General features: G+C 73.0%; 18 protein-coding genes and 1 riboswitch. Of the genes, 11 read left to right on the top strand and 7 right to left on the bottom strand.

The window, feature by feature from the left end:
• Positions 1-4: 4 nt before the first annotated feature.
• From C1N71_RS03390 to C1N71_RS03350, 9 genes are all read left to right on the top strand, one after another.
• Positions 5-838, top strand: coding sequence for an exodeoxyribonuclease III (locus tag C1N71_RS03390; protein ID WP_137755127.1), 834 nt, complete (start codon positions 5-7; stop codon positions 836-838).
• Between the two features lie 38 nt (positions 839-876).
• On the top strand, positions 877-1,872 hold the full coding sequence (gene trpS / locus C1N71_RS03385) for a tryptophan--tRNA ligase (RefSeq protein ID WP_137755126.1): 996 nt from the start codon (positions 877-879) through the stop codon (positions 1,870-1,872).
• Between the two features lie 451 nt (positions 1,873-2,323).
• Positions 2,324-2,448, top strand: a riboswitch (FMN riboswitch).
• 48 nt (positions 2,449-2,496) lie between these two features.
• Positions 2,497-3,585, top strand: coding sequence for a bifunctional diaminohydroxyphosphoribosylaminopyrimidine deaminase/5-amino-6-(5-phosphoribosylamino)uracil reductase RibD (gene ribD, locus C1N71_RS03380; protein WP_137755125.1), 1,089 nt, complete (start codon positions 2,497-2,499; stop codon positions 3,583-3,585).
• Positions 3,586-3,590: 5 nt separating this feature from the next.
• On the top strand, positions 3,591-4,229 hold the full coding sequence (locus C1N71_RS03375; protein WP_137755124.1) for a riboflavin synthase: 639 nt from the start codon (positions 3,591-3,593) through the stop codon (positions 4,227-4,229).
• Positions 4,226-5,506, top strand: a complete 1,281-nt coding sequence (gene ribB, locus C1N71_RS03370; protein WP_137755123.1) for a 3,4-dihydroxy-2-butanone-4-phosphate synthase — start codon at positions 4,226-4,228, stop codon at positions 5,504-5,506. The genes C1N71_RS03375 and ribB overlap by 4 nt, the downstream gene beginning before the upstream one ends.
• A 1-nt stretch (position 5,507) precedes the next feature.
• Positions 5,508-5,972: a 6,7-dimethyl-8-ribityllumazine synthase gene (gene ribH / locus C1N71_RS03365; RefSeq protein ID WP_137755122.1), complete on the top strand. Its 465-nt coding sequence runs from the start codon at positions 5,508-5,510 to the stop codon at positions 5,970-5,972.
• Between the two features lie 211 nt (positions 5,973-6,183).
• The gene (locus C1N71_RS03360) at positions 6,184-6,936 is read left to right on the top strand and encodes a hypothetical protein (RefSeq protein ID WP_137755121.1); all 753 of its coding nucleotides are present in this window, start codon (positions 6,184-6,186) and stop codon (positions 6,934-6,936) included.
• Between the two features lie 77 nt (positions 6,937-7,013).
• Positions 7,014-8,411, top strand: coding sequence for an MFS transporter (locus C1N71_RS03355; protein ID WP_137755120.1), 1,398 nt, complete (start codon positions 7,014-7,016; stop codon positions 8,409-8,411).
• Positions 8,412-8,551: 140 nt separating this feature from the next.
• On the top strand, positions 8,552-9,004 hold the full coding sequence (locus C1N71_RS03350; RefSeq protein WP_137755119.1) for a hypothetical protein: 453 nt from the start codon (positions 8,552-8,554) through the stop codon (positions 9,002-9,004).
• Positions 9,005-9,014: 10 nt separating this feature from the next.
• Here the strand turns inward: C1N71_RS03350 and C1N71_RS03345 are convergent, their stop codons facing one another.
• From C1N71_RS03345 to C1N71_RS03330, 4 genes are read right to left on the bottom strand one after another with little or no spacing between them, the layout of a single operon-like run.
• On the bottom strand, positions 9,015-9,941 hold the full coding sequence (locus C1N71_RS03345; protein ID WP_137755118.1) for a 1-phosphofructokinase family hexose kinase: 927 nt from the start codon (positions 9,939-9,941) through the stop codon (positions 9,015-9,017).
• Between the two features lie 44 nt (positions 9,942-9,985).
• Positions 9,986-10,813, bottom strand: a complete 828-nt coding sequence (locus C1N71_RS03340) for an ABC transporter permease (RefSeq protein ID WP_254678081.1) — start codon at positions 10,811-10,813, stop codon at positions 9,986-9,988.
• Positions 10,810-11,658: an ABC transporter permease gene (locus C1N71_RS03335; protein ID WP_137755117.1), complete on the bottom strand. Its 849-nt coding sequence runs from the start codon at positions 11,656-11,658 to the stop codon at positions 10,810-10,812. The genes C1N71_RS03340 and C1N71_RS03335 overlap by 4 nt, the downstream gene beginning before the upstream one ends.
• Positions 11,655-12,584: an ABC transporter ATP-binding protein gene (locus tag C1N71_RS03330; protein WP_137755116.1), complete on the bottom strand. Its 930-nt coding sequence runs from the start codon at positions 12,582-12,584 to the stop codon at positions 11,655-11,657. Before C1N71_RS03330 ends, C1N71_RS03335 begins: the two co-directional genes overlap by 4 nt.
• A gap of 100 nt (positions 12,585-12,684) precedes the next feature.
• On the opposite strand from C1N71_RS03330, the gene C1N71_RS03325 reads away from it, so the two are divergent.
• On the top strand, positions 12,685-14,523 hold the full coding sequence (locus tag C1N71_RS03325; RefSeq protein WP_137755115.1) for an ABC transporter ATP-binding protein: 1,839 nt from the start codon (positions 12,685-12,687) through the stop codon (positions 14,521-14,523).
• Here C1N71_RS03325 and C1N71_RS03320 read toward each other — a convergent pair.
• From C1N71_RS03320 to gabT, 3 genes are read right to left on the bottom strand one after another with little or no spacing between them, the layout of a single operon-like run.
• Positions 14,520-15,353 carry a DUF4111 domain-containing protein gene (locus tag C1N71_RS03320; protein ID WP_254678080.1) on the bottom strand — a complete coding sequence of 278 codons (834 nt, stop codon included), beginning with the start codon at positions 15,351-15,353 and terminating at the stop codon, positions 14,520-14,522. The two genes, C1N71_RS03325 and C1N71_RS03320, sit on opposite strands and share 4 nt — an antisense overlap.
• A gap of 14 nt (positions 15,354-15,367) precedes the next feature.
• The gene (locus C1N71_RS03315) at positions 15,368-16,837 is read right to left on the bottom strand and encodes an NAD-dependent succinate-semialdehyde dehydrogenase (RefSeq protein WP_137755113.1); all 1,470 of its coding nucleotides are present in this window, start codon (positions 16,835-16,837) and stop codon (positions 15,368-15,370) included.
• Positions 16,838-16,890: 53 nt separating this feature from the next.
• Positions 16,891-18,252, bottom strand: a complete 1,362-nt coding sequence (gene gabT, locus C1N71_RS03310; protein WP_254678079.1) for a 4-aminobutyrate--2-oxoglutarate transaminase — start codon at positions 18,250-18,252, stop codon at positions 16,891-16,893.
• A gap of 119 nt (positions 18,253-18,371) precedes the next feature.
• Here gabT and C1N71_RS03305 point away from each other — a divergent pair, with 119 nt between their 5' ends.
• Positions 18,372-19,838, top strand: a complete 1,467-nt coding sequence (locus tag C1N71_RS03305) for a PucR family transcriptional regulator ligand-binding domain-containing protein (RefSeq protein WP_175414077.1) — start codon at positions 18,372-18,374, stop codon at positions 19,836-19,838.
• Positions 19,839-19,903: the final 65 nt, after the last annotated feature.

Raw genomic sequence — 19,903 nt, 5'->3', positions numbered from 1 at the left:
GCCCATGCGCATCGTGTCCGTCAACGTCAACGGCATCCGGGCAGCAGCAGGCAAGGGCATGCTCGAGTGGCTCGACGAGGCGCAGCCCGACATCCTCTGCCTGCAGGAGGTGCGCGCGCAGGACGAGGACGTGCTGCGCATCCTCGAGGGCTGGCACGTGCTCCACGACCCCGCCACCGCGAAGGGCCGCGCCGGCGTCGCCGTCGCCTCGCGCATGCCGTCGATCGCGCACCGCACCGACATCGGCCTGAAGACCTTCGACACGAAGGGCCGCTGGCTCGAGGCCGACTTCGCCCTCGACGACGAGCGCGTCCTCACGGTGATCTCGGCCTACGTCCACTCGGGCGAGGCGGGCACGCCGAAGCAGGAGGACAAGATGCGCTTCCTCGGCTCGATGCTGAAGCGCCTCCCGCAGGTGCGCGCCACGACCGACCTCGCCGTCGTCATGGGCGACCTCAACGTCGGGCACACGGAGCGCGACATCCGCAACTGGAAGGGCAACCGGAGGAACGCCGGCTTCCTGCCCGAGGAGCGCTCGCACCTCGACCGCATCCTCGGCCCCGAGGGGAAGATCGTCACGGGCGCCGACGGCGTGCGGGGCAAGGGCCAGGGATGGGTCGACGTCGGCCGCGCGTTCGCCGGCGACGTCGACGGCCCGTACACGTGGTGGTCGCAGCGCGGCCGCGCGTTCGACACCGACACCGGCTGGCGCATCGACTACCAGCTCGCGACCCCTGCGCTCGCCGCCACCGTCACGCACTACGAGGTGGCGAAGGCGAGCGCGTGGGACGCGCGATGGTCCGACCACGCCCCCGTCGTCGTCGACTACGCGCTCTGAGCCGCTGCGCTCGCGCCCGAGAGATCCAAGGAACCACCATGACCAAGCCCCGTCTGTACTCGGGCATGCAGCCCTCGTCGGGCTCGCTGCACGTCGGCAACCTCATCGGCGCGATCTTCCAGTGGCGGAGGATGCAGGAGGAGTACGACGCGTACTTCTCCGTCGTCGACCTGCACGCCATCACCGTGCCGCAAGACCCGACGGTGCTGCGCGAGCAGGTGCGCACCGTCGCCGCGCAGTACATCGCCGCGGGCATCGACCCTGCGCGCTCATGCCTCTACGTGCAGTCGGCCGTGCCCGCGCACGCGCAGCTCGCCTGGGTGCTCTCGACGATCACCGGCTTCGGCGAGGCCAGCCGCATGACGCAGTTCAAGGACAAGTCGGCACGCCAGGGCGCGGACGCCGCGTCGGTGGGCCTCTTCACCTACCCCATCCTCATGGCCGCCGACATCCTGCTCTTCGACGCCGACGTCGTGCCCGTCGGCGACGACCAGAAGCAGCACGTCGAGCTCACGCGCGACCTCGCCACCCGCTTCAACGCTCGCTTCGGCGACACGTTCGTCGTGCCGAAGCCCGTGATCCAGGGCGAGGCGGCGCGCATTTACGACCTGCAGGAGCCGACGTCGAAGATGTCGAAGTCCGCGGCGACCGACAAGGGTCTGCTGTCGCTGCTCGACGAGCCCACGAAGGTCGCGAAGAAGATCCGCTCGGCCGTCACCGACATGGAAGGCGTCGTGCGCGCCGACCGCGAGCAGAAGCCCGGCGTCACGAACCTGCTCACGATCCTCTCGTCCATCACGGGCACGTCGATCGCCGACCTCGAGCAGCGGTTCGAGGGGCAGCAGTACGGCGCGTTCAAGGCGGAGGTCGCGGATGCGGTCGTCGCCGAGCTCGCCCCGATCCGCGAGCGCGCGCTCGGGCTGCTCGCGGATCCGGCGGAGCTCGACCGCATCCTCGCCGGCAACGCGGCGCGGGCGACGGAGGTCGCCGAGGCGACGCTCGATCGCGCGTACCGGGCGATCGGGCTGCGCTAGCGCGGTCGCGTCGCGGGCACGCTGCTTCGCGTCGGCCGACGCCTCGCATGCCACTCGGCGCGACTGCGGCGGCTGGCTCCGCCGCCGGCACACGAGAGGTCACGGGCCCCGCTGATCGACGACCTCCCTGCGAGCCGGTCGAGGAGGCCCCGAGCGCAGCGAGGAGCCGTCACGAGACCACGCGACGTGCACGCCCGACGCCACCACGCGCACGGCTGGGCAGGAGCGGCCGTCGCGTGGTCTCGTGACGCGGAGGCGCTGCGCGCCTGCGCTCCTCGACCAGCTGGAGGGGACGGCAGAGGTGCAGCGCGCCTACGCTCCTCGGCCGGTCGGAGGAGACGCCGCGCTCCTCGAGCAGCCGGGGCGCGCGCTCGCACGGGCGAGGGTTGCGTCGCGAGACGCTCGGGAATGAAGACCGACGGAGCCGAGTTGTAGGCTCTCGATACACGTCGAGTGCTCACGGGGTCGGTGCAAGTCCGAACCGGCGGTCATAGTCCGCGAACCTCCCATCCCGGGAGGCCGAGCAGGTGGAACTCCTGCACCGACGGTGAGAGTCCGGATGGAAGTGACGCTCCGAGGTGGGACGCCGTCGCGCGCGCCCACGGCCTCGACGCCGGAGGGATCGTGACAACAGGACAGGCGGCAGCGGCAGCGCCGACGCGCGCAGAGCGCGACGCGCTCGACCGCGCGCTCGCCATCGCCGCCCGGGGTCCGCGCGGCCTCAACCCGCAGGTCGGCTGCGTGATCCTCGCCGCCGACGGCACCGTGCTCGCCGAGGGCTGGCACCGCGGAGCGGGCACGCCCCACGCGGAGGTCGACGCGCTCTCGCACCTCTCCGCCGGTGCCGCGCACGGCGCGACGGCCGTCGTGACGCTCGAGCCCTGCAACCACACCGGTCGCACCGGCCCGTGCGCCGTCGCGATCGTGGACGCCGGCATCGCCCGCGTCGTCTACGCCGTCGCCGATCCCGGCGAGGCCTCGTCGGGCGGCGCGGATCGGCTGCGCGCCGGCGGCGTCGACGTCGTGCATGCCGCGGACGACCGCGCGGACGCCCTCGTCGACGACTGGCGATTCGCGATGCGGCACGGCCGCCCGCGCGTGACGGTGAAGTGGGCGCAGTCGCTCGACGGTCGCGCGGCCGCCGCCGACGGCACGAGCCAGTGGATCACGGGACCCGAGGCGCGCGCCCACGTGCACCGGCAGCGCTCGCTGCACGACGCCATCGCGGTCGGGACGGGCACGGTGCTCGCCGACGACCCGCAGCTCACGGCGCGCGTGCCGCTCGTCGACGGCAGCGACGACCCGGGCGCGCCCCAGCCGCTGCCCGTCGTCGTCGGGCACCGCGACGTGCCGCCGTCCGCGCGCCTCCGCGACCACCCGAGGCGGTACGTGCAGGTGCACGGCCTGCCCGGCGAGTGGCTCGCGACGCTCTGGCGGGAGCACGGCATCCAGGCGCTCTACGTCGAGGGCGGGCCGACGCTCGCCTCCGCCGTCGTCGCCGCGGGGCTCGCCGACCGCATCCACTGCTACGTCGCGCCGACCCTGCTGGGCGGACCGCGCACCGCGATGGCCGACGTGGGCGTCGCCACGATCGACGAGCAGCTGCTGCTCGACGACGTGCGGGTGGAGCCGCTCGGCCGCGACCTGCTCGTCATCGCCGTCCCACGACCCGCCACCATCCGACCGGCCGCGACCGCGGCGAAGGAGGGCTGATCCCCATGTTCACCGGGCTCATCGAGGAGATCGGCGAGGTCGTCGCGCTGACGCGCGACGGCGACTCCGCCAGGCTCACCGTACGCGGACCGCTCGCCGTCTCCGACGCGGCGCACGGCGCATCGATCGCCGTCAACGGCCTGTGCCTCACCGTCGTCGAGCAGACCGCCGACGCCTTCACGGCCGACGTGATGGAGGTGAGCCTGCGCATGTCGCAGCTCGGCGACCTCGCCGTCGGCGACCGCGTGAACCTCGAGCGCGCCGCGCAGGTCGGCGACCGGCTCGGCGGGCACATCGTGCAGGGCCACGTCGACGGCACCGCCACGGTCGTCGAGACGGAGGACGGCGACGCGTGGCGTCGCGTGCGCCTCACCCTCGACGGCGACCTCGCGCCCTTCGTGGCGCGCAAGGGATCCATCACGCTGCAGGGCGTGAGCCTCACGGTGTCGGGGCTGAGCGACGAGGACGAGCCCGAGCAGTGGCTCGAGGTCTCGCTCATCCCCGAGACCCTCGAGGCGACGACGCTCGGTGCCCTCGCGCCGGGCGACCGCGTCAACGTCGAGACCGACGTCGTCGCCCGGCACGTCGCGCGCATGCTGCGACTCGAGCGCGCAGGACGCATCCAGACGGGAGCACAGGCATGATCGGCACCATCGAGCAGGCGGTGCAGGCGCTGCGCGCCGGCCGCCCCGTCATCGTCGTCGACGACGAGGGCCGCGAGAACGAGGGCGACCTCGTGCTCGCGGCCGAGCTCGCGACGGCGGAGCAGGTCGCCTTCCTCGTGCGGCACTCGTCGGGCTTCCTCTGCGCTCCCCTCACGGGCGAGATCGCGGACCGGCTCGACCTGCCGCTCATGGTCGAGGCGAACGAGGACCCGCGGCAGACGGCGTACACCGTGACGGTCGACGCCGCCGATCGCACGACGACCGGCATCTCCGCGGACGACCGCGCCCACACGCTGCGGGTGCTCGCCGATCCCGCCTCCGGCCCCGGCGACCTGCGTCGACCCGGCCACGTCGTCCCGCTGCGCGCCGTCGACGGCGGCGTCCGCGTGCGCGCGGGCCACACGGAGGCGACCGTCGACCTCCTCGCGCTCGCGGGCCTGCAGCCCGTCGGCGTCATCGGCGAGCTGGTCGAGGACTCCGGCGAGATGCGCCGCCTGCCCTCCCTCATCGCCTTCGGCGAGGAGCACGACCTCGTCGTCGTGACGATCGAGGACCTCGTCGCGCACCTCGACGGCGGCGCGATCGCGTCGATCGCCGCCGTCGACCCGACCCTCACGCCGCGCGTGCGCTATGAGGTGTGCACGACGGTGCCGACGACGCACGGCGACTTCCGCGTCTTCGCGTACCGCGACCTCGTCACGGGCGCCGACCACGTCGCGATCGTCGCCGGCCACCCCGTCGCCGACGGCGCGCTCGTGCGCATCCACTCGGAGTGCCTCACGGGCGAGGCGTTCGGCTCGCTGAAGTGCGAGTGCGGCCCCCAGCTCGACGCGGCGCTCGACCGCATCCAGGCGGCCGGCTCCGGCGTCGTCGTCTACCTGCGGGGGCAGGAGGGGCGCGGCATCGGCCTCATCAACAAGCTGAAGGCATACCGCCTGCAGGAGGACGGCCTCGACACCCTCGACGCCAACCTCGCCCTCGGCCTGCCCGCCGACGCTCGCGAGTACGGCGCGGCCGCGGCGATCCTCGCCGAGCTCGGCCTCACGCGCATCCGCCTGCTGTCGAACAACCCCGAGAAGGCGGCCCAGCTCGAGCGGCACGGCATCGAGATCGAGGCGCGCGAGCCGCTCGTCGTCGGCGTCGGCGACTTCAACGAGGGCTACCTCGAGACCAAGCGCGACCGCATGGGGCACCTGCTGCCGCAGCGGATCGGCACGGATGCGGCGACCGCGCTGCCGACCGGGACGGGAGACTGACATGGCCGGATCCGGCGCACCCCACCTCCAGCACGACGCGAGCGGGCTGGCGGTGACGATCGTCTACGGGCAGTGGCACGACGTCATCGCCGGCGGCCTGCTGGGCGGCGCGCGCCGCTCGCTCGCCGCGATGGGCGCGACCGTGACCGAGATCCCCGTCGCCGGCGCCTTCGAGCTGTCGGTCGTGTCGCAGGCGGCGCTCGAGCGCGGCGCCGACGCCGTCGTGGCGCTCGGCGTCATCCTGCGCGGCGGCACGCCCCACTTCGACTACATCGCCCACGCGGCGACGGCTGGGCTCACCGACGTCGCTATCCGCACGGGCAAGCCCGTCGGCTTCGGCGTGCTGACGATCGACGACGAGCAGCAGGGCATCGACCGCGCGGGCCTGCCCGGCTCGAAGGAGGACACGGGCGCGAAGGCGGCCGAGGCCGCCGTCGGCGCCGCGCTGGCGATCCGCGCGCTCTGACCCGACGTCCCTCGCGGCGAATCTGCACGTGAGCGCGGCCTCGGGTGCATCCTGCACCTCAGGTGCCGCTGACGAGCGGATTCGATGGACGCCCGGGCACGGTCCGCGGTTGGGGCGCGCTGCCCGATCCGCACGAGACTCGCACGCGACGCGGATGCGGCGCCCCGCCCCCTCCTCGAGCGCTCCCGGACGACGCGCGTAGCGTCGCGGCATGCCCCGCATCCGACCCGCCGTCGCCGTCGCGCTCGCCGTGCTCGTCGCCCCACTCGCCGCGTGCGTCGCAGGTCCGGAGCCCGAGACGACGCACGACGAGCCGTTCATCGACGACGCGCTCGTCTCGCAGGACGACGACCCCGACGACGATGCGGTGCCGACGACGTACCGCGTCGACCATCCCGACCACCTCGCCGCGCTCGAAGCGCTGATCGTCGAGCACGACGCTTTCGGCGACCAGGGCGACGAGCCGATCCACGCCGACGGTCGGCGCACGAGCCTCACCTACTGGTCGCGGCAGACCGGCGAGGCCGTGCACCTCCGGTTCCGCCTCGACGACGACTCGAGCGACTTCGAGCGCGAGGTGGATGCGCTCGTCGCCGGCTGGATCGCGGGCGACGAGCTCGACGTCGAGCACCCGCCGATCCCGCAACCCGGCACCGAGCCCGCGCTCGACCTCGACGCCGGCCTCACGCTCGCGACCGCCGTGCAGTCCGAGGGGCCGCTCGGCGACGGCACCGCCGGCCTGCAGCGCGCGGACGCGACCTCGCTCGCGGCCCTCGCCGACGTCCTCGCCCTCCCCGACACCGAGCGAGACGACATCGAGTGCGTGTGGACGACCACCACGACGGTCATCGCGACGGATGCGCACGCCACGACCGCGACGTTCGAGGCGTCGTCGTGCGGCGCGACGGGACGCGACCAGGCGCTCGGGCAGCTCGTCGCCGAGTGGGCGGCCCACGAAGGCTGACGACCGTTCCCCGCCCGCGTGCGCACCGCCGCACATCCGCGTGGCTAGGCTCTTCCCAGCACTTCTGAAGGAGCCTCATGGCTGACGCATCCCCCGCCACCACCGAGCAGCCCGCGAACACGCGCGGACGGGTCATCTTCGCGAGCCTCATCGGCACGTCGATCGAGTTCTACGACTTCTACATCTACGCGACCGCGGCCGTGCTCGTGTTCCCGGCGCTCTTCTTCCCCGCCGAGAACGAGACCGCGCAGCTGCTCTCGTCGCTCGCGACGTTCGGCGTCGCGTTCGTCGCGCGCCCGATCGGCTCGATCCTCTTCGGTCACTTCGGCGACCGCATCGGCCGGAAGACCACGCTCGTGGCGTCGCTGCTCACCATGGGCATCGCCACCGTGCTCATCGGCTGCCTGCCGACGGCGCTGACGCCCGGCTGGGAGATCCTCGCGCCCGCGCTCCTCGCGCTCATGCGCTTCTGCCAGGGCCTCGGCCTCGGCGGCGAGTGGTCGGGTGCCGCGCTGCTCGCGACCGAGAACGCACCCGCGGGCAAGCGCGCCATCTACGGCACGTTCCCGCAGCTGGGCGCGCCGATCGGCTTCATCCTCGCCAACACGATCTTCATCCTCATCACGTACACGCTCACGCCCGAGCAGTTCCAGGAGTTCGGCTGGCGCATCCCCTTCCTGCTCTCGGCGATCCTCGTCGCCGTCGGCCTGTACGTGCGACTCAAGCTCATCGAGACGCCGGCGTTCACGAAGGTCGTCGAGCGCAACGAGGTCGTGAAGGTGCCGCTCGGCACCGTGTTCCGCCACAACTGGGTGCAGATCATCCAGGGCACGCTCATCATGTTCGCGACGTACGTGCTCTTCTACCTCATGACGACGTTCACGCTGACGTTCGGCACCCGCGCCGCGACCGAGGAGCAGGCGGCCGCGGCGGCCGAGGCCGCCGGTCAGCCGTTCAACCCCGACACGTTCGTGCCGGGACTCGGCTTCCAGCGCATCGACTTCCTGTGGCTGCTCATCATCGGCGTGGTGTTCTTCGGCATCTTCACCCTCGTCGCCGGCCCGCTCGCCGAGCGCTTCGGGCGCAAGTGGATGCTCGCCGCCGTGTCGGCCGCGATCGTCGTCTTCGGCCTGCTGTGGGTGCCGCTGTTCGGCAGCGGCTTCGTCGGCATCATGACGGCCCTCATCCTCGGCTTCACGCTCATGGGCCTCACGTTCGGCCCCATGGCCGCCTACCTGCCGGAGCTCTTCCCGGCGAACGTCCGCTACACGGGCTCGGCGCTCGCGTACAACCTCTCGAGCGTGATCGGCGCCGCGCCGGCGTCGTTCGTCGCCGTCGCCCTGTGGGGTGCCGCGGGCGGCTCGCCGATCCTCGTGGGCATCTACCTGTCGGTCGCGGCCGCGATCACCCTCGTGGTGCTGCTGCTGTCGAAGGACACGCGCGACGCGGACTACGTGAACACGACGTCTGCCTGACGCGAGCGTCCTGCACGACGAACGGGCCCCGACCGCGGTTGGGGCCCGTTCGTCGTCTCGGAGGGGATCCGGATGGCACGCTCCGCGCACGCGCACCGCTCGCTGCGCCGGCGTCCGGACGAGCGGGCTACCGTCGCTGCATGGGCACCTCTCGCACGCGTCCCGCCGTCTCGGCACTGCTGCTCGTCGTGGGCGCCGCGCTCGCCGGCTGCGTCGCCACGCCTCCGAGCCCGCCGCCGTGCGGCGCCGTCTCGGTCGCACCGCTCGCGGCCTGCGACCAGCAGCCGACGATCGAGATCGCCTCGGCGGTCGTCTCGCAGTCGCAGGCGCTGCCGGACTTCGACACCTCGCGCTACCTCGTCGAGGACCCGGCCCAGCTCGATCGCCTCGAGGCGATCCTGAACCCGATGCATCCCGTCGAGGCGACGCAGTGCCCGCCCGGGTCTCGCACGACCGTCGTCGAGGTCGAGCCGGTGGACGCCGATCCCTTCGTGCTCACGACGTCGACGTGCACCGGCGATGCGACCTCCGAGGCGCTCGACGCGCTCGTGCTCGAGTGGCGCGAGAGCGGCACGTTCCCCGTCGCGCCCTGACCGACGCGTCTCAGCGCTCGACCCGCTCCACCTCCACGTGCTGCGCGACCGCGCGGATCGCGGCCGCGTCGCCGGTGCCGAGCCCGTGGTGCGTCACGTTGATGGCGCCGGCGGCGGCGCCGAGCCGGATCGCCTCCTCGACGTCGCGCCCGTCCGCGAGCGCGTACGCGAGGCCCGCCGCGTAGGAGTCGCCCGCCCCCGTGTGGTCGACGACCTGCAGCCGTGGCGCCGTGACGCGCAGCAGGCCGCCCTCGTGCAGCACGAGGGAGCCGACGTCGGCGCGCGACACCGCCACGATCTCCACGCCGCGCTCGCGCAGCGCCTGCATCGCGGCCGCAAGCTGCGCCTCGTCGTCGCCGTCGTCGACGAGCCCGTCGGCCACGAGCTCCTCGTGGCTCACCTTGACGACCGTGGCGCCGCCCTCGATCGCCGCGGCGAGGCGGTCGCCCGCGAGGTCGACGAGCACCCGCCGATCGAGCGCACCCAGGTCGCTCGCGAGCCTGCGATAGACGTCGGCGGGCAGCGTCGCGTCGTCGACGGGGCCGGAGAGGATGACGAGGTCCGCGTCTGCCGCTTCGCGCAGCACCATGGAGTAGAGCGCGTCGAGGTCGTGCCGATCGAGCGGGGTGCCGTCGGTCTCGACGATCGAGGTGCGCCGACCGGATCGGCGGTCGGTGATGCGGACGGGATTGACGCCTCCCACGCGATCGAGGTCGGCGACGGCGATGCCCTCGTCGCCCAGCAGCCGCTCGGCGACGCGTCCCGGCTCGCCGGCGAACGACGAGACGAGCGCCACGTCGGCGCCGAGCGCTCGGAGCATCCGCGCCTGCCACACCCCCTGGCCGCCGACGTGGATGTGCACGTCGGGCTCGTCGCCGTGGCTCTCGATCGCGATCGACAGCAGCGGCGCAGGCGCGAAGACGAGGATGCGGGGCATGCCTCGACGCTAGGCGACCGCGGCCGGGAGCGCCCGCGCTTGCGTCAGCGCAGGAAGAGCGCCTTGAGCCGCGACGTCGTGAAGACGATGCCGAGGAGCGACATGACCGCGAGGTAGCCGACGTGGACGGCGAGCGACCAGTCGAGCACCCCGAGCGTCAGCTGCCGCATCATGTCGACGCCGTGCCACAGCGGCATCGCCATGATCGCCCACTGGATGCCCTGTGGGTAGACCTCGATCGGGAAGAACGTCGCCGACAGCAGGAACATCGGCATCATGACGAAGTACACGTAGTCGAGGTGCTGGAACGTCTTCATGTAGCTCGTGATCGCCATGCCGAGGCTTGCGAACGCGAAGGCGATGAGCACGGCTGCCGGGATGGCGAGCAGGGCGGTCGGCGAGAGGTTGAGCCCCATGATCGTCGTGACCGCCATGAAGCCGCACGCGTAGAGGAAGCCGCGGAACAGCGCCATGAAGATCTCGCCGAGGGCGACGTCGAGCGGCCCGAGCGACGTCGAGAGCATGCCGTCGTAGAGCTTGCCGTAGTGCATCTTGAAGAAGACGTTCATCGTCGAGTCGAAGATGGCGCCGTTCATCGCCGACACCGCCATGAGCGCCGGCGCGATGTACGCCGCGTACGGCACGTCGACGCCCCGGTACTGCAGCGAGCCGATGAGCGTGCCGAGCCCGATGCCCATCGACAGCAGGTAGAACACCGGCTCGAAGAAGCCCGACACGACGACCGTGAGGTTGTTGCGGCGCATCACGTGCATGCCGCGGCCGATGACCGCGCGCGCGTTGCCGGCGTAGATGCCGGAGAGCGGGCCGCGCGGGCGCTGCGTGAGCAGCGGCTCGGATGCGTGGACGGTCACAGGTCGAGCCTCCTGACGAACACGCGCACGGCCAGGAGGAAGCCCACGACGGCGAAGCCCACGAGCACGGCCACGTGCACGACGACGAGCCAGCCCGGCACCGGCGCGCCGTAGACGGCCCAACGGCCGAGGTCGACCGCGTGCCACAGCGGCGAGATCCAGCCGATCCACTGGAGGAAGATCGGCAGCGTCTCGAGCGGGAAGTAGGTGCCCGAGAAGAGCATCAGGGGCAGCGTGACGAAGCGGTCGATGAAGTTCAGCTGGCCGCGGTCCTGCTCCTGATGCGCCGCCCACGCCGTGACGGGCAGGGCGACGGCGAGCACGAGGATCCACGCGATCGGCACGAGCCACAGCACGCGCGGCGACTCGGTGACGCCGAGCAGCCAGATCGCCGCGACGTACACGATCGAGAGCGGGATGACGCGCACGAGCGTGCCGATCGTGTAGCCGACGACCATCTGCGCGGGGCTCACGGGGCTCGAGCGCATCGCCATGAAGATCGGCACCCACTTGAAGCCGCCGAAGATGCCGTAGGTCGACTCCTGCGCCGCGGTCTGCATCGCCGAGCCGAGCACGAGGGCGGGGGCGAGGAAGAGCAGGAAGTCGGCGCCGCCGACGTCCTGGCCGCCCTGCGCGTCGTTCACGACGATCGCGAGGCCGAAGCCGAGACCCGCGACGTACAGGAACGGCGAGGCGAGCCCGAGGCCGATCCACGTGCCGACGTAGGCGCGCATGGCGCGGATGCGCTGCTCGGCGACGAACCACCATCCGAGGCGTCGCGTGCGACGCGCGGCGGCGATGCCGACGGCGACGGCGTCGGCCTGCTGCGTCGTGTCGGCGCTCATTCGATGAGCGATCGGCCGGTGAGCCTCAGGAACACGTCCTCGAGGCTCGAGCGTCGCACGAGGCTCGTGATGGGTCGCAGGTCCTTCGCATGGATGGCCTGCAGCGCGGCGTCGCCGTCGTGCGCGTAGACGAGGATGCGGTCGGGCAGCACCTCGAGCCGGTCGCCGATGCCGGCGATCTCGCGCGCCGCCTCCTCGTTGCGACTCGAGCCGAACCGCACCTCGAGCACCTCGCGCGACGAGTGCTCGCGGATGAGCGAGGCGGGGCTGCCCTCGGCGACGATGCGACCGTGGTCGACGACGACGAGGCGGTCGCACAGCTGCTCGGCCTCGTCCATGAAGTGCGTCGTGAGCACGAGGGTCGTGCCGCGCTCCTTGAGGCGGAAGAGGCGGTCCCACAGGATGTGGCGCGCCTGCGGGTCGAGGCCCGTCGTGGGCTCGTCGAGCAGGAGGATGCGCGGCTCGTTCATGAGACCGCGTGCGATGGTGAGGCGTCGCTTCATGCCGCCGGAGAGGTCGTCGACGCGCGCCTTCGCCTTCTCCTCGAGCTGGGCGAACGCCAGCAGCTCGTCGGCGCGCTGCTGCACGACGGCGCGCGGCAGGCCGAAGTAGCGGCCGTAGACGACGAGGTTGTCGCGTGCACGCAGCTCGGTGTCGAGCGTGTCCGCCTGCGGCACGACGCCCAGCTGCGCGCGGATCTCGGGGCCGTGCTCGTTCGTGTCGAGCCCGAGCACGTCGAGCGTGCCGCCCGTGCGCGTCGAGACGGCGGAGATCATGCGCATGGTCGTCGACTTGCCGGCGCCGTTGGGCCCGAGGAACCCGAACGACTCGCCCTGCTCGATGTCGAAGTCGATGCCATCGACGGCGGTGAAGTCGCCGTAGCGCTTGACGAGTCCTCTGGCGGCGATGACGGCGGGCACGAGCATCCACTGTAGCCACGGCCTCCGACAGCATTCTGAGTGCACGGCGGCCGCCGACGTCGCACGCGTGCTCGACCATCCAGGCGCGGTGGGAGGATGGAGGGCGATGAGCGAGAGACGAGGCTTCCTGCGCCGACCGAAGGACGACGGGCCGAAGGCATCCGTCCGCGAGCTCCTCCCCTACCTCTTCCCCAAGCGCGGACTCCTCGCGGGCGCGCTGGTGCTCTCGGTGCTGGGCGCGGCGACGAGCCTCGCGCAGCCGCTGCTCGTGCAGCAGATCATCACAGCGGTGCAGGAGTCGCAGCCGCTGCGCTGGCTGCCCTGGGTGCTCGTCGTCCTCGTGCTCGTCGACGCCGCGCTCGGCGGCTTCCAGCACTTCCTGCTGCAGATCCTCGGCGAGCACGTCGTGCTGCGCACGCGCACCCAGCTCGTCGCACGCCTCCTGCACCTGCCGATCGCGGAGTTCGACCAGCGGCGCACCGGCGACCTCGTCTCGCGCGTCGGCTCGGACACGACGCTGCTGCGCGCCGTGCTCACGCAGGGGCTCGTGGAGTCCGTCGGCGGGCTGCTGACGTTCGTCGGCGCGATCGTGGCGATGCTCGTGATCGACCCGGCGCTCTTCGGGCTCACGCTGCTCGTCGTCGTCGCCGCGTTCGCCGCGGTGCTCGTCGTCATGCCGATGCTCACGCGGGCCACCCGTGCCGCGCAGGAGCAGGTCGGACACCTCACGAGCGCCCTCGAGCGGGCGATCTCGGCCGTGCGCACCGTGCGCGCCTCGAACGCGACGGATCGCGAGATCGCCGTCGTGGGCGAGCGCAGCGCGGCCGCCTTCGACGCCGGCGTGCGCGTCGCGCGCATCTCGGCGCTCGTCGTGCCGATCGCGGGCGTGGCGGTGCAGGTCGCGTTCCTCGTCGTCATCGGCGTCGGCGGGCTGCGCGTCGCGACGGGCGACCTGTCGATCGCGGCGCTCGTCGGCTTCCTGATGTTCCTGTCGTACATGATCTTCCCGCTGGGCCAGATGATCGGCGCCGTCACCGCGGTCTCGACCGCGCTCGGCGCGCTCGGCCGCATCCAGGAGATCGTGCGCCTCGCGCCGGAGGATGCGGGCGACCTCGTCGTCGACGCGACGCCAACGGCCGACGCCGTCGCGTTCGAGGGCGTCTCGTTCCGGTACCCGGAGTCGGTGGTGCGCTCGCGCCTTGCTGTCGAGGGCTCGCTCGCCGACGACGCGGATGCGCCGATCGAGTCGCCGATCGTGCTCCACGACGTGTCGTTCACGGTCGCGCCCGGCACGCGCACGGCGATCGTCGGCCCCTCGGGCGCCGGCAAGTCGACCCTCTTCGCGCTCGTCGAGCGCTTCTACGACCCGACGGCCGGTCGCATCGTCGTGGGAGGTCGCGACGTGCGCTCCGTCGATCGACGCGCGCTGCGGGCCGGCATCGGCTACGTCGAGCAGGACGCGCCGGTGCTCGCGGGCACCATCCGCGACAACCTGCTGCTCGCCTCCCCCGACGCGACCGACGAGCGGCTCCTCGACGTGCTCGGACGCGTCAACCTCCGCGACGTCGTCGACCGCTCGCCGGAGGGGCTGGACGCCGTCGTCGGCGAGCGCGGCGTGCGACTCTCCGGCGGGGAGCGGCAGCGGCTCGCCATCGCGCGCGCCCTGCTCGCGGCGCCGGGCCTGCTGCTGCTCGACGAGTCGACGTCGAGCCTCGACGGCCGCAACGAGGCGCAGCTGCAGGCCGCGATCGACGAGGTCGCCGCGGGCCGCACGCTGCTCGTCATCGCGCATCGGCTCTCGACGGTCGTCGACGCCGACCAGATCGTCGTGCTCGACGCCGGTCGCGTCGTCGCGACCGGCACCCACGACGAGCTGCTCGCGACGAGCCCGCTCTACCGCGAGCTCGCCGAGCACCAGCTGCTCGTGCCCGCCGAGCAGGGCTAGGAGGCCGCGCCCCGGCGCACGGGGCCGCCCGCCGCGTCGAGGATCGCCGTCATGAGCGCGATCGTCCGATCGCGCCACTGTGCGCGCGGCGGCTCGGACGGCAGCGGCTCGTCGCGCAGGTGCGCGAGCGCGACGTCGACGACGCCCGCCGCCTCCGGGAAGCGTGCGAGCGCGACGACGCCCGCCTGATCCTTCGACAGGATGCGGTGCGTCACGAGCGTCGCGTCGAGTCGGGCGGGGCCGAGCACGCACCACTCGAGCGTCGCGGTCGACATCGGCAGCCGCCGTGCGGCGAGGGCGTCGCGCTGCGCGCGCCAGTACCCCTCGAGGTTCTCCCGGCACCATGCCTGGAGCGCTGCGGGCTCGGGGTCGAGCCCCCAGCCGGCGATGGGACCGCCGCGCAGCACGACGCCGCCGTCGACGAGCTCGCGCCACACCACAGGGTTCACGTCGAACGCCTCGCTCACCGCGAAGCGCTCGCCGACGTGGCTCGCGATGGGTCGGATGGCGCGCACGGGGCGCGTGAGCTCGCTGACGTGCACGAACGACGCGTTGCACGTCGCCGACAGCCCGTGCCCGCGCACGACCCGTGCTGCGATGCGCGGCAGCTGCGAGCGATGCAGGCGCCGCAGCCGCCGCATGTCGCGCCTGCGGATGGCGCCGCCGCCGAGCACCACGAGCAGATCGATGTCGCTCCTGCCCGGGCGGTAGGCGCGAAGGGCGATCGAGCCGGCGATCGCGCAGGCGACGACCCGGCCGGGCAGGAGACGGTCGGCGGCGCGCAGGTACGCCGCCACGGCTTGGACGACCGCGGGGTCGAGCTCGTCCACGCCCATCGTCGGGATCAGGCGTACGGGCTCGGCATGAGCGTGTACTTCGTCTCGAGGTACTCGTAGATGCCCTCGGCTCCTCCCTCGCGCCCGAGGCCGGACTGCTTCACGCCGCCGAACGGACCGGCGGCGTTCGAGACGACGCCGACGTTGAGGCCCATCATGCCCGTGTCGATGAGGTCGATCATGCGCTGGCCGCGCGCGGCGTCCTGCGTGAAGACGTAGCCGACGAGGCCGTACTCGGTGGCGTTCGCGAGCCGCACGGCATCCTCCTCCGTGGCGAAGCGCTGGATGCCCACGACGGGTCCGAAGATCTCCTCCACGGACACGGACATGTCGGCGGAGACGCGGTCGATGACCGTCGGCTCGAAGAACGAGCCCGCACCCTCGATGGCCTTCCCGCCCGTCGTGACGACGGCGCCCGCCGCGACCGCCTCCTCGACGAGGCGGACGGCGTTGTCCACGGCCTTCGGCTCGACGAGCGGGCCGATCTGCACGCCCTCCTCGGTGCCGCGGCCGACCTTCATGCCCTGCACCCTCTCGGTGATGCGAGCTGCGAACTCGTCGGCGATCGACTCGTGCACGATGAAGCGGTTCGCCGCCGTGCACGCCTGCCCGATGTTGCGGAACTTCGCGAGCATGGCGCCCTCGACGGCCTTGTCGAGGTCCGCATCCTCGAACACGACGAACGGCGCGTTGCCGCCGAGCTCCATCGACGCCTTGAGCACGGTGTCGGCCGCCTGCTTCAGCAGTCCCACGCCGACGGGCGTCGAGCCCGTGAACGAGACCTTGCGGAGGCGGTCGTCCGCCATGATCCGCTCGCTGAGCGCCCCCGTGCTGCGCGTCGTCACGACGTTGATGACGCCCTTGGGCAGCCCCGCGTCCTCGAGCAGCTGCGCGAACGCGAGCGTCGTCAGCGGCGTGAGCGTGGCCGGCTTCACGACGGCGGTGCAGCCCGCCGCGATCGCCGGGGCGATCTTGCGCGTCGCCATCGCGAGCGGGAAGTTCCAGGGCGTGATGAGGTAGCAAGGCCCCACGGGGCGGTGCGTGACGATCATCTGGCCCGTGCCCTCGGGGTTCGGCGAGTAGCGGCCCTCGATGCGCACGGCCTCCTCCGAGAACCAGCGCAGGAACTCGCCGCCGTAGGCGACCTCGCCGCGCGCCTCGGCGAGCGGCTTGCCCATCTCGAGGGTCATGAGCAGCGCGAAGTCCTCCTTGCGCTCCTGCAGCAGCTCCCACGCCTTGCGCAGGATCTCGCCGCGCACGCGCGCGGGCGTGCGCGCCCAGTCGTCCTGCGCCGCGACGGCGGCGTCGAGCGCACGCACGCCGTCCGCGACGGAGCCGTTCGCGATCGTCTTGATCGTCTCGCCCGTCGACGGGTCGATGACGTCGATGGTGCCGTCCTCGCCGGGCACCCACTCGCCGTCGATGTACAGCGCGCCGTGCACGCCCTCGAGCAGTGCGGTCTCGTCGTGGTGCGTCATGATGCTCCTTCGCGGATCTGGTCTCAGCCTAGGCGGATGGATGGGCGGCCTGGTCAGGCGTCGGCGATGGCGGCGCAGAGGACCTCGAGGCCCTCGCGCAGCAGCGCGTCGGTGATGGCGAGCGGTGGCAGCAGCCGCACGACGTTGCCGTCGGTGCCGCATGTCAGCAGCACGACGCCCCGAGCGTGGACGGCGGCCGCGACCCGCGCGGTGAGCGCGGCGTCGGGGCGGCCCGTGACCTGGTCGACGAGCTCGATCGCGAGCATGGCGCCGCGTCCGCGGACGTCGCCGATGCGGGGGTCGGATGCCTGCGCGGAGCGCAGCCGCTCGAGGGCGATCGCCTCGATCTCGCGGGCGCGCTCGACGAGCCCGCCCTCGAACGCGTCGATGGCTGCGAGCGCCGCGGCGCACGCGACGGGGTTGCCGCCATACGTGCCGCCGAGGCCACCGGGGTGCGCGGCATCCATGATCTCGGCGCGGCCGGTCACGGCCGACAGCGGCAGCCCGCCCGCGAGGCCCTTCGCCGTGACGACGAGGTCGGGCTCGAAGCCGAAGTGCTCGGAGGCGAACATCGCGCCGGTGCGCGCGAAGCCCGTCTGCACCTCGTCGGCGATGACGACGATGCCGTGGCCGCGCGCCCAGTCGGCGATCGCGGGCAGGAAGCCGTCGGCGGGCACCACGAAGCCGCCCTCGCCCTGGATGGGCTCGACGATGACGGCGGCGATCTCGTCGGTCTCGCACTGCCGCTCGATGCGCTCGATCGCGATGCGCGCCGCCTCGACGCCCGACAGGCCATCGCGGAAGGGATAGGACATCGGCGCGCGATGCACGTCGGCGCCGAACGGGCCGAAGCCGCGCTTGTACGGCATCGACTTGGCCGTGAGCGCCATCGTGAGGCTCGTGCGGCCGTGGTACGCGTGGTCGAAGGCGACGATCGTCGAGCGGCGGGTGGCCGAGCGGGCGATCTTCACGGCGTTCTCGACCGCCTCGGCGCCGGAGTTGAACAGGGCGGTGCGCTTGGCGAAGTCGCCGGGCGTGAGCCGGTTGAGCGCCTCGGCGACGGCGACGTATCCCTCGTAGCCGGTGACGGTGAAGCACGTGTGCGTGAACTGCTCGAGCTGGGCGGATGCGGCGGCGACGACGCCGGGGTTCGCGTTGCCCACGGAGGTCACGGCGATGCCGGAGCCGAGGTCGATGAGCGAGTTGCCGTCCACGTCGACGACGACGCCGCCACCGGCCGCGGCGACGAAGACGGGCATCGTCATGCCGACGCCGCGGGCGACGGCGTCCGCCTTCCGGGCCAGGAGCTCCTGCGAGCGCGGGCCGGGGATCGCCGTGACGAGCCTGCGTTCCTGCGGCAGCTCGGGCCCGCCGAGCGGGGCGGCGGGGGCGGTGGTCTCCTGCAGCGTGGTCACGGTGGGCTCCTCCTGGATGCGGTGCGGCTGCTGCTCACGCTAGGGACGCGCGCGACCGTCCGCGTCTGCCAGATCGGCAGATCGGTGATCGCTTCATGCCTTCATGGCACGATGGACACATGGCGTCCCGCATCCCGGTCCTCGGCACCGTCGAGGCGCTCGTCGCCGAGCCCTCCCTCGCGCTCCTTCCCCTCGTCGACGGCGACGAGCGCGCCACGCGTCCGATCTCATGGATCGCGAGCTCCGACCTGGCCGACCCGACCCCGTTCCTCGCTCCCGACCACGTGCTGCTCACGACCGGCAGGCAGCTCGTCGACGACGAGACCGCCGCCCCGCGCTACGTGCGCGCGCTCGTCGACGCCGGCGTGCTGGGCATCGGCTTCGGCACGGGCCTGCACGCCCGCTCGGTCCCGCCCACGCTCGTCGCCGCCGCGCGCGAGGCCGACCTGCCGCTCTTCGAGGTGCCCTACGACACCTCCTTCCTCGCGATCATCCGCTGGAACGCGGAGCGCGGCGCGGCGCGCGAGCGCTGGGCGTCCGAGGCGCAGCGCGCGGTCGGTGCGGCCGCGAGCCGCGCGGACGCGCCGGACGCCGTCGTGCGGACGCTCGCGCGCGAGCTGGGCGCCGACGTCGCGCTGCTGGATGCGCGCGCCCGCCTGCGCGTCGCCTCCGCCGCGACGATCGACGGCGCCCTCGCCGAGGAGGCGCGGGCCGCGCTGCGCACGGGACGGCGCACCGCGCGCACGACCGCGCGCGACGACGGCGGGTGGATGCTGGTGCAGTCGCTCGGCGCGGGCCTCGCGCACGGCGTCCTCGCCCTCACGGGCTCGACGGCGCTCGACGCCGCCGCCCGCTCGGTCGTGACGACGGCCGCGACGCTGCTCGACCTCGCGCTGTCCTCGGCGCAGCCGGCTCGCGATCGGCTCGCGGCGCTCGAGTCCGCCATCGTCGACGAGGCGCTCGCGGGCGACGCCGCGCGGGCCGGCGCGCTGCTCGCCCGCGCGGGCGAGGCGCTGCCGACCGCGCCCGTGGTCGTGGCGGCGGTCGACGGCAGGGTCGCGATCGACGCCGACGCGGCGGGACCCGTCCTCGTCACGACGCACCACGGCGGCACCGTCGTCGTCGCCGCCGACGCGGATCGGCCTGCGCTCGCGGCAGCGCTCGCCGATGCGACGGTCGGCTGGAGCGCGCCCGCGGGCTGGGACGGCGCGTCGGCGGCGCTCGCGCAGGCGACGACGGCCCTCGCTCGCGCCCGTCGCGACGGCCTGGGCTCGGCGACGTTCGCGCCCGGCGACGACGGCATCCTCGGCCTGCTCGCCGACGACGCGGCGCGCGCGGCGGCCATCGCGCACCTCGGCGACCTGCTCACGACCGACGAAGGGCGCGCGTCGCTCGCGCTGGCCCGCGTCTGGTTCGCGCACGACTGCGCGTGGGACGCGGCCGCCCGCGCGGCGGGCATGCACCGGCACTCGCTGCGCGACCGCATCCTCGCGCTCGGCCGCGAGCTCGGGCTCGACCTGCACGCCTTCGCCGATCGCGCGACCCTCTGGGCGTGGCTGCAGGCCACCGCGGAGCCCAGCGCCTGACGAGCTCCGAGGTGCGGTCGCTGCGCCGAGGTGCGGCCCCGATGGCGACCGCACCTCGCCGCCTG

It is taken from the genome of Agrococcus sp. SGAir0287, assembly GCF_005484985.1.
Taxonomy (GTDB): Bacteria; Actinomycetota; Actinomycetes; order Actinomycetales; family Microbacteriaceae; genus Agrococcus.
The sequence above is the reverse complement of the archived record's forward strand: the minus strand, read 5'-3'. Positions and strand labels throughout refer to the sequence as shown.

Coding starts and splice junctions, on each gene's coding strand:
- C1N71_RS03390 (WP_137755127.1), top strand. CDS start 5: ATGCGCATCGTGTCCGTCAACGTCAACGGCATCCGGGCAGCAGCAGGC.
- trpS (WP_137755126.1), top strand. CDS start 877: ATGACCAAGCCCCGTCTGTACTCGGGCATGCAGCCCTCGTCGGGCTCG.
- C1N71_RS03375 (WP_137755124.1), top strand. CDS start 3,591: ATGTTCACCGGGCTCATCGAGGAGATCGGCGAGGTCGTCGCGCTGACG.
- ribB (WP_137755123.1), top strand. CDS start 4,226: ATGATCGGCACCATCGAGCAGGCGGTGCAGGCGCTGCGCGCCGGCCGC.
- ribH (WP_137755122.1), top strand. CDS start 5,508: ATGGCCGGATCCGGCGCACCCCACCTCCAGCACGACGCGAGCGGGCTG.
- C1N71_RS03360 (WP_137755121.1), top strand. CDS start 6,184: ATGCCCCGCATCCGACCCGCCGTCGCCGTCGCGCTCGCCGTGCTCGTC.
- C1N71_RS03355 (WP_137755120.1), top strand. CDS start 7,014: ATGGCTGACGCATCCCCCGCCACCACCGAGCAGCCCGCGAACACGCGC.
- C1N71_RS03350 (WP_137755119.1), top strand. CDS start 8,552: ATGGGCACCTCTCGCACGCGTCCCGCCGTCTCGGCACTGCTGCTCGTC.
- C1N71_RS03345 (WP_137755118.1), bottom strand. CDS start 9,941: ATGCCCCGCATCCTCGTCTTCGCGCCTGCGCCGCTGCTGTCGATCGCG.
- C1N71_RS03335 (WP_137755117.1), bottom strand. CDS start 11,658: ATGAGCGCCGACACGACGCAGCAGGCCGACGCCGTCGCCGTCGGCATC.
- C1N71_RS03330 (WP_137755116.1), bottom strand. CDS start 12,584: ATGCTCGTGCCCGCCGTCATCGCCGCCAGAGGACTCGTCAAGCGCTAC.
- C1N71_RS03325 (WP_137755115.1), top strand. CDS start 12,685: ATGAGCGAGAGACGAGGCTTCCTGCGCCGACCGAAGGACGACGGGCCG.
- C1N71_RS03315 (WP_137755113.1), bottom strand. CDS start 16,837: ATGACGCACCACGACGAGACCGCACTGCTCGAGGGCGTGCACGGCGCG.
- C1N71_RS03305 (WP_175414077.1), top strand. CDS start 18,372: ATGGCGTCCCGCATCCCGGTCCTCGGCACCGTCGAGGCGCTCGTCGCC.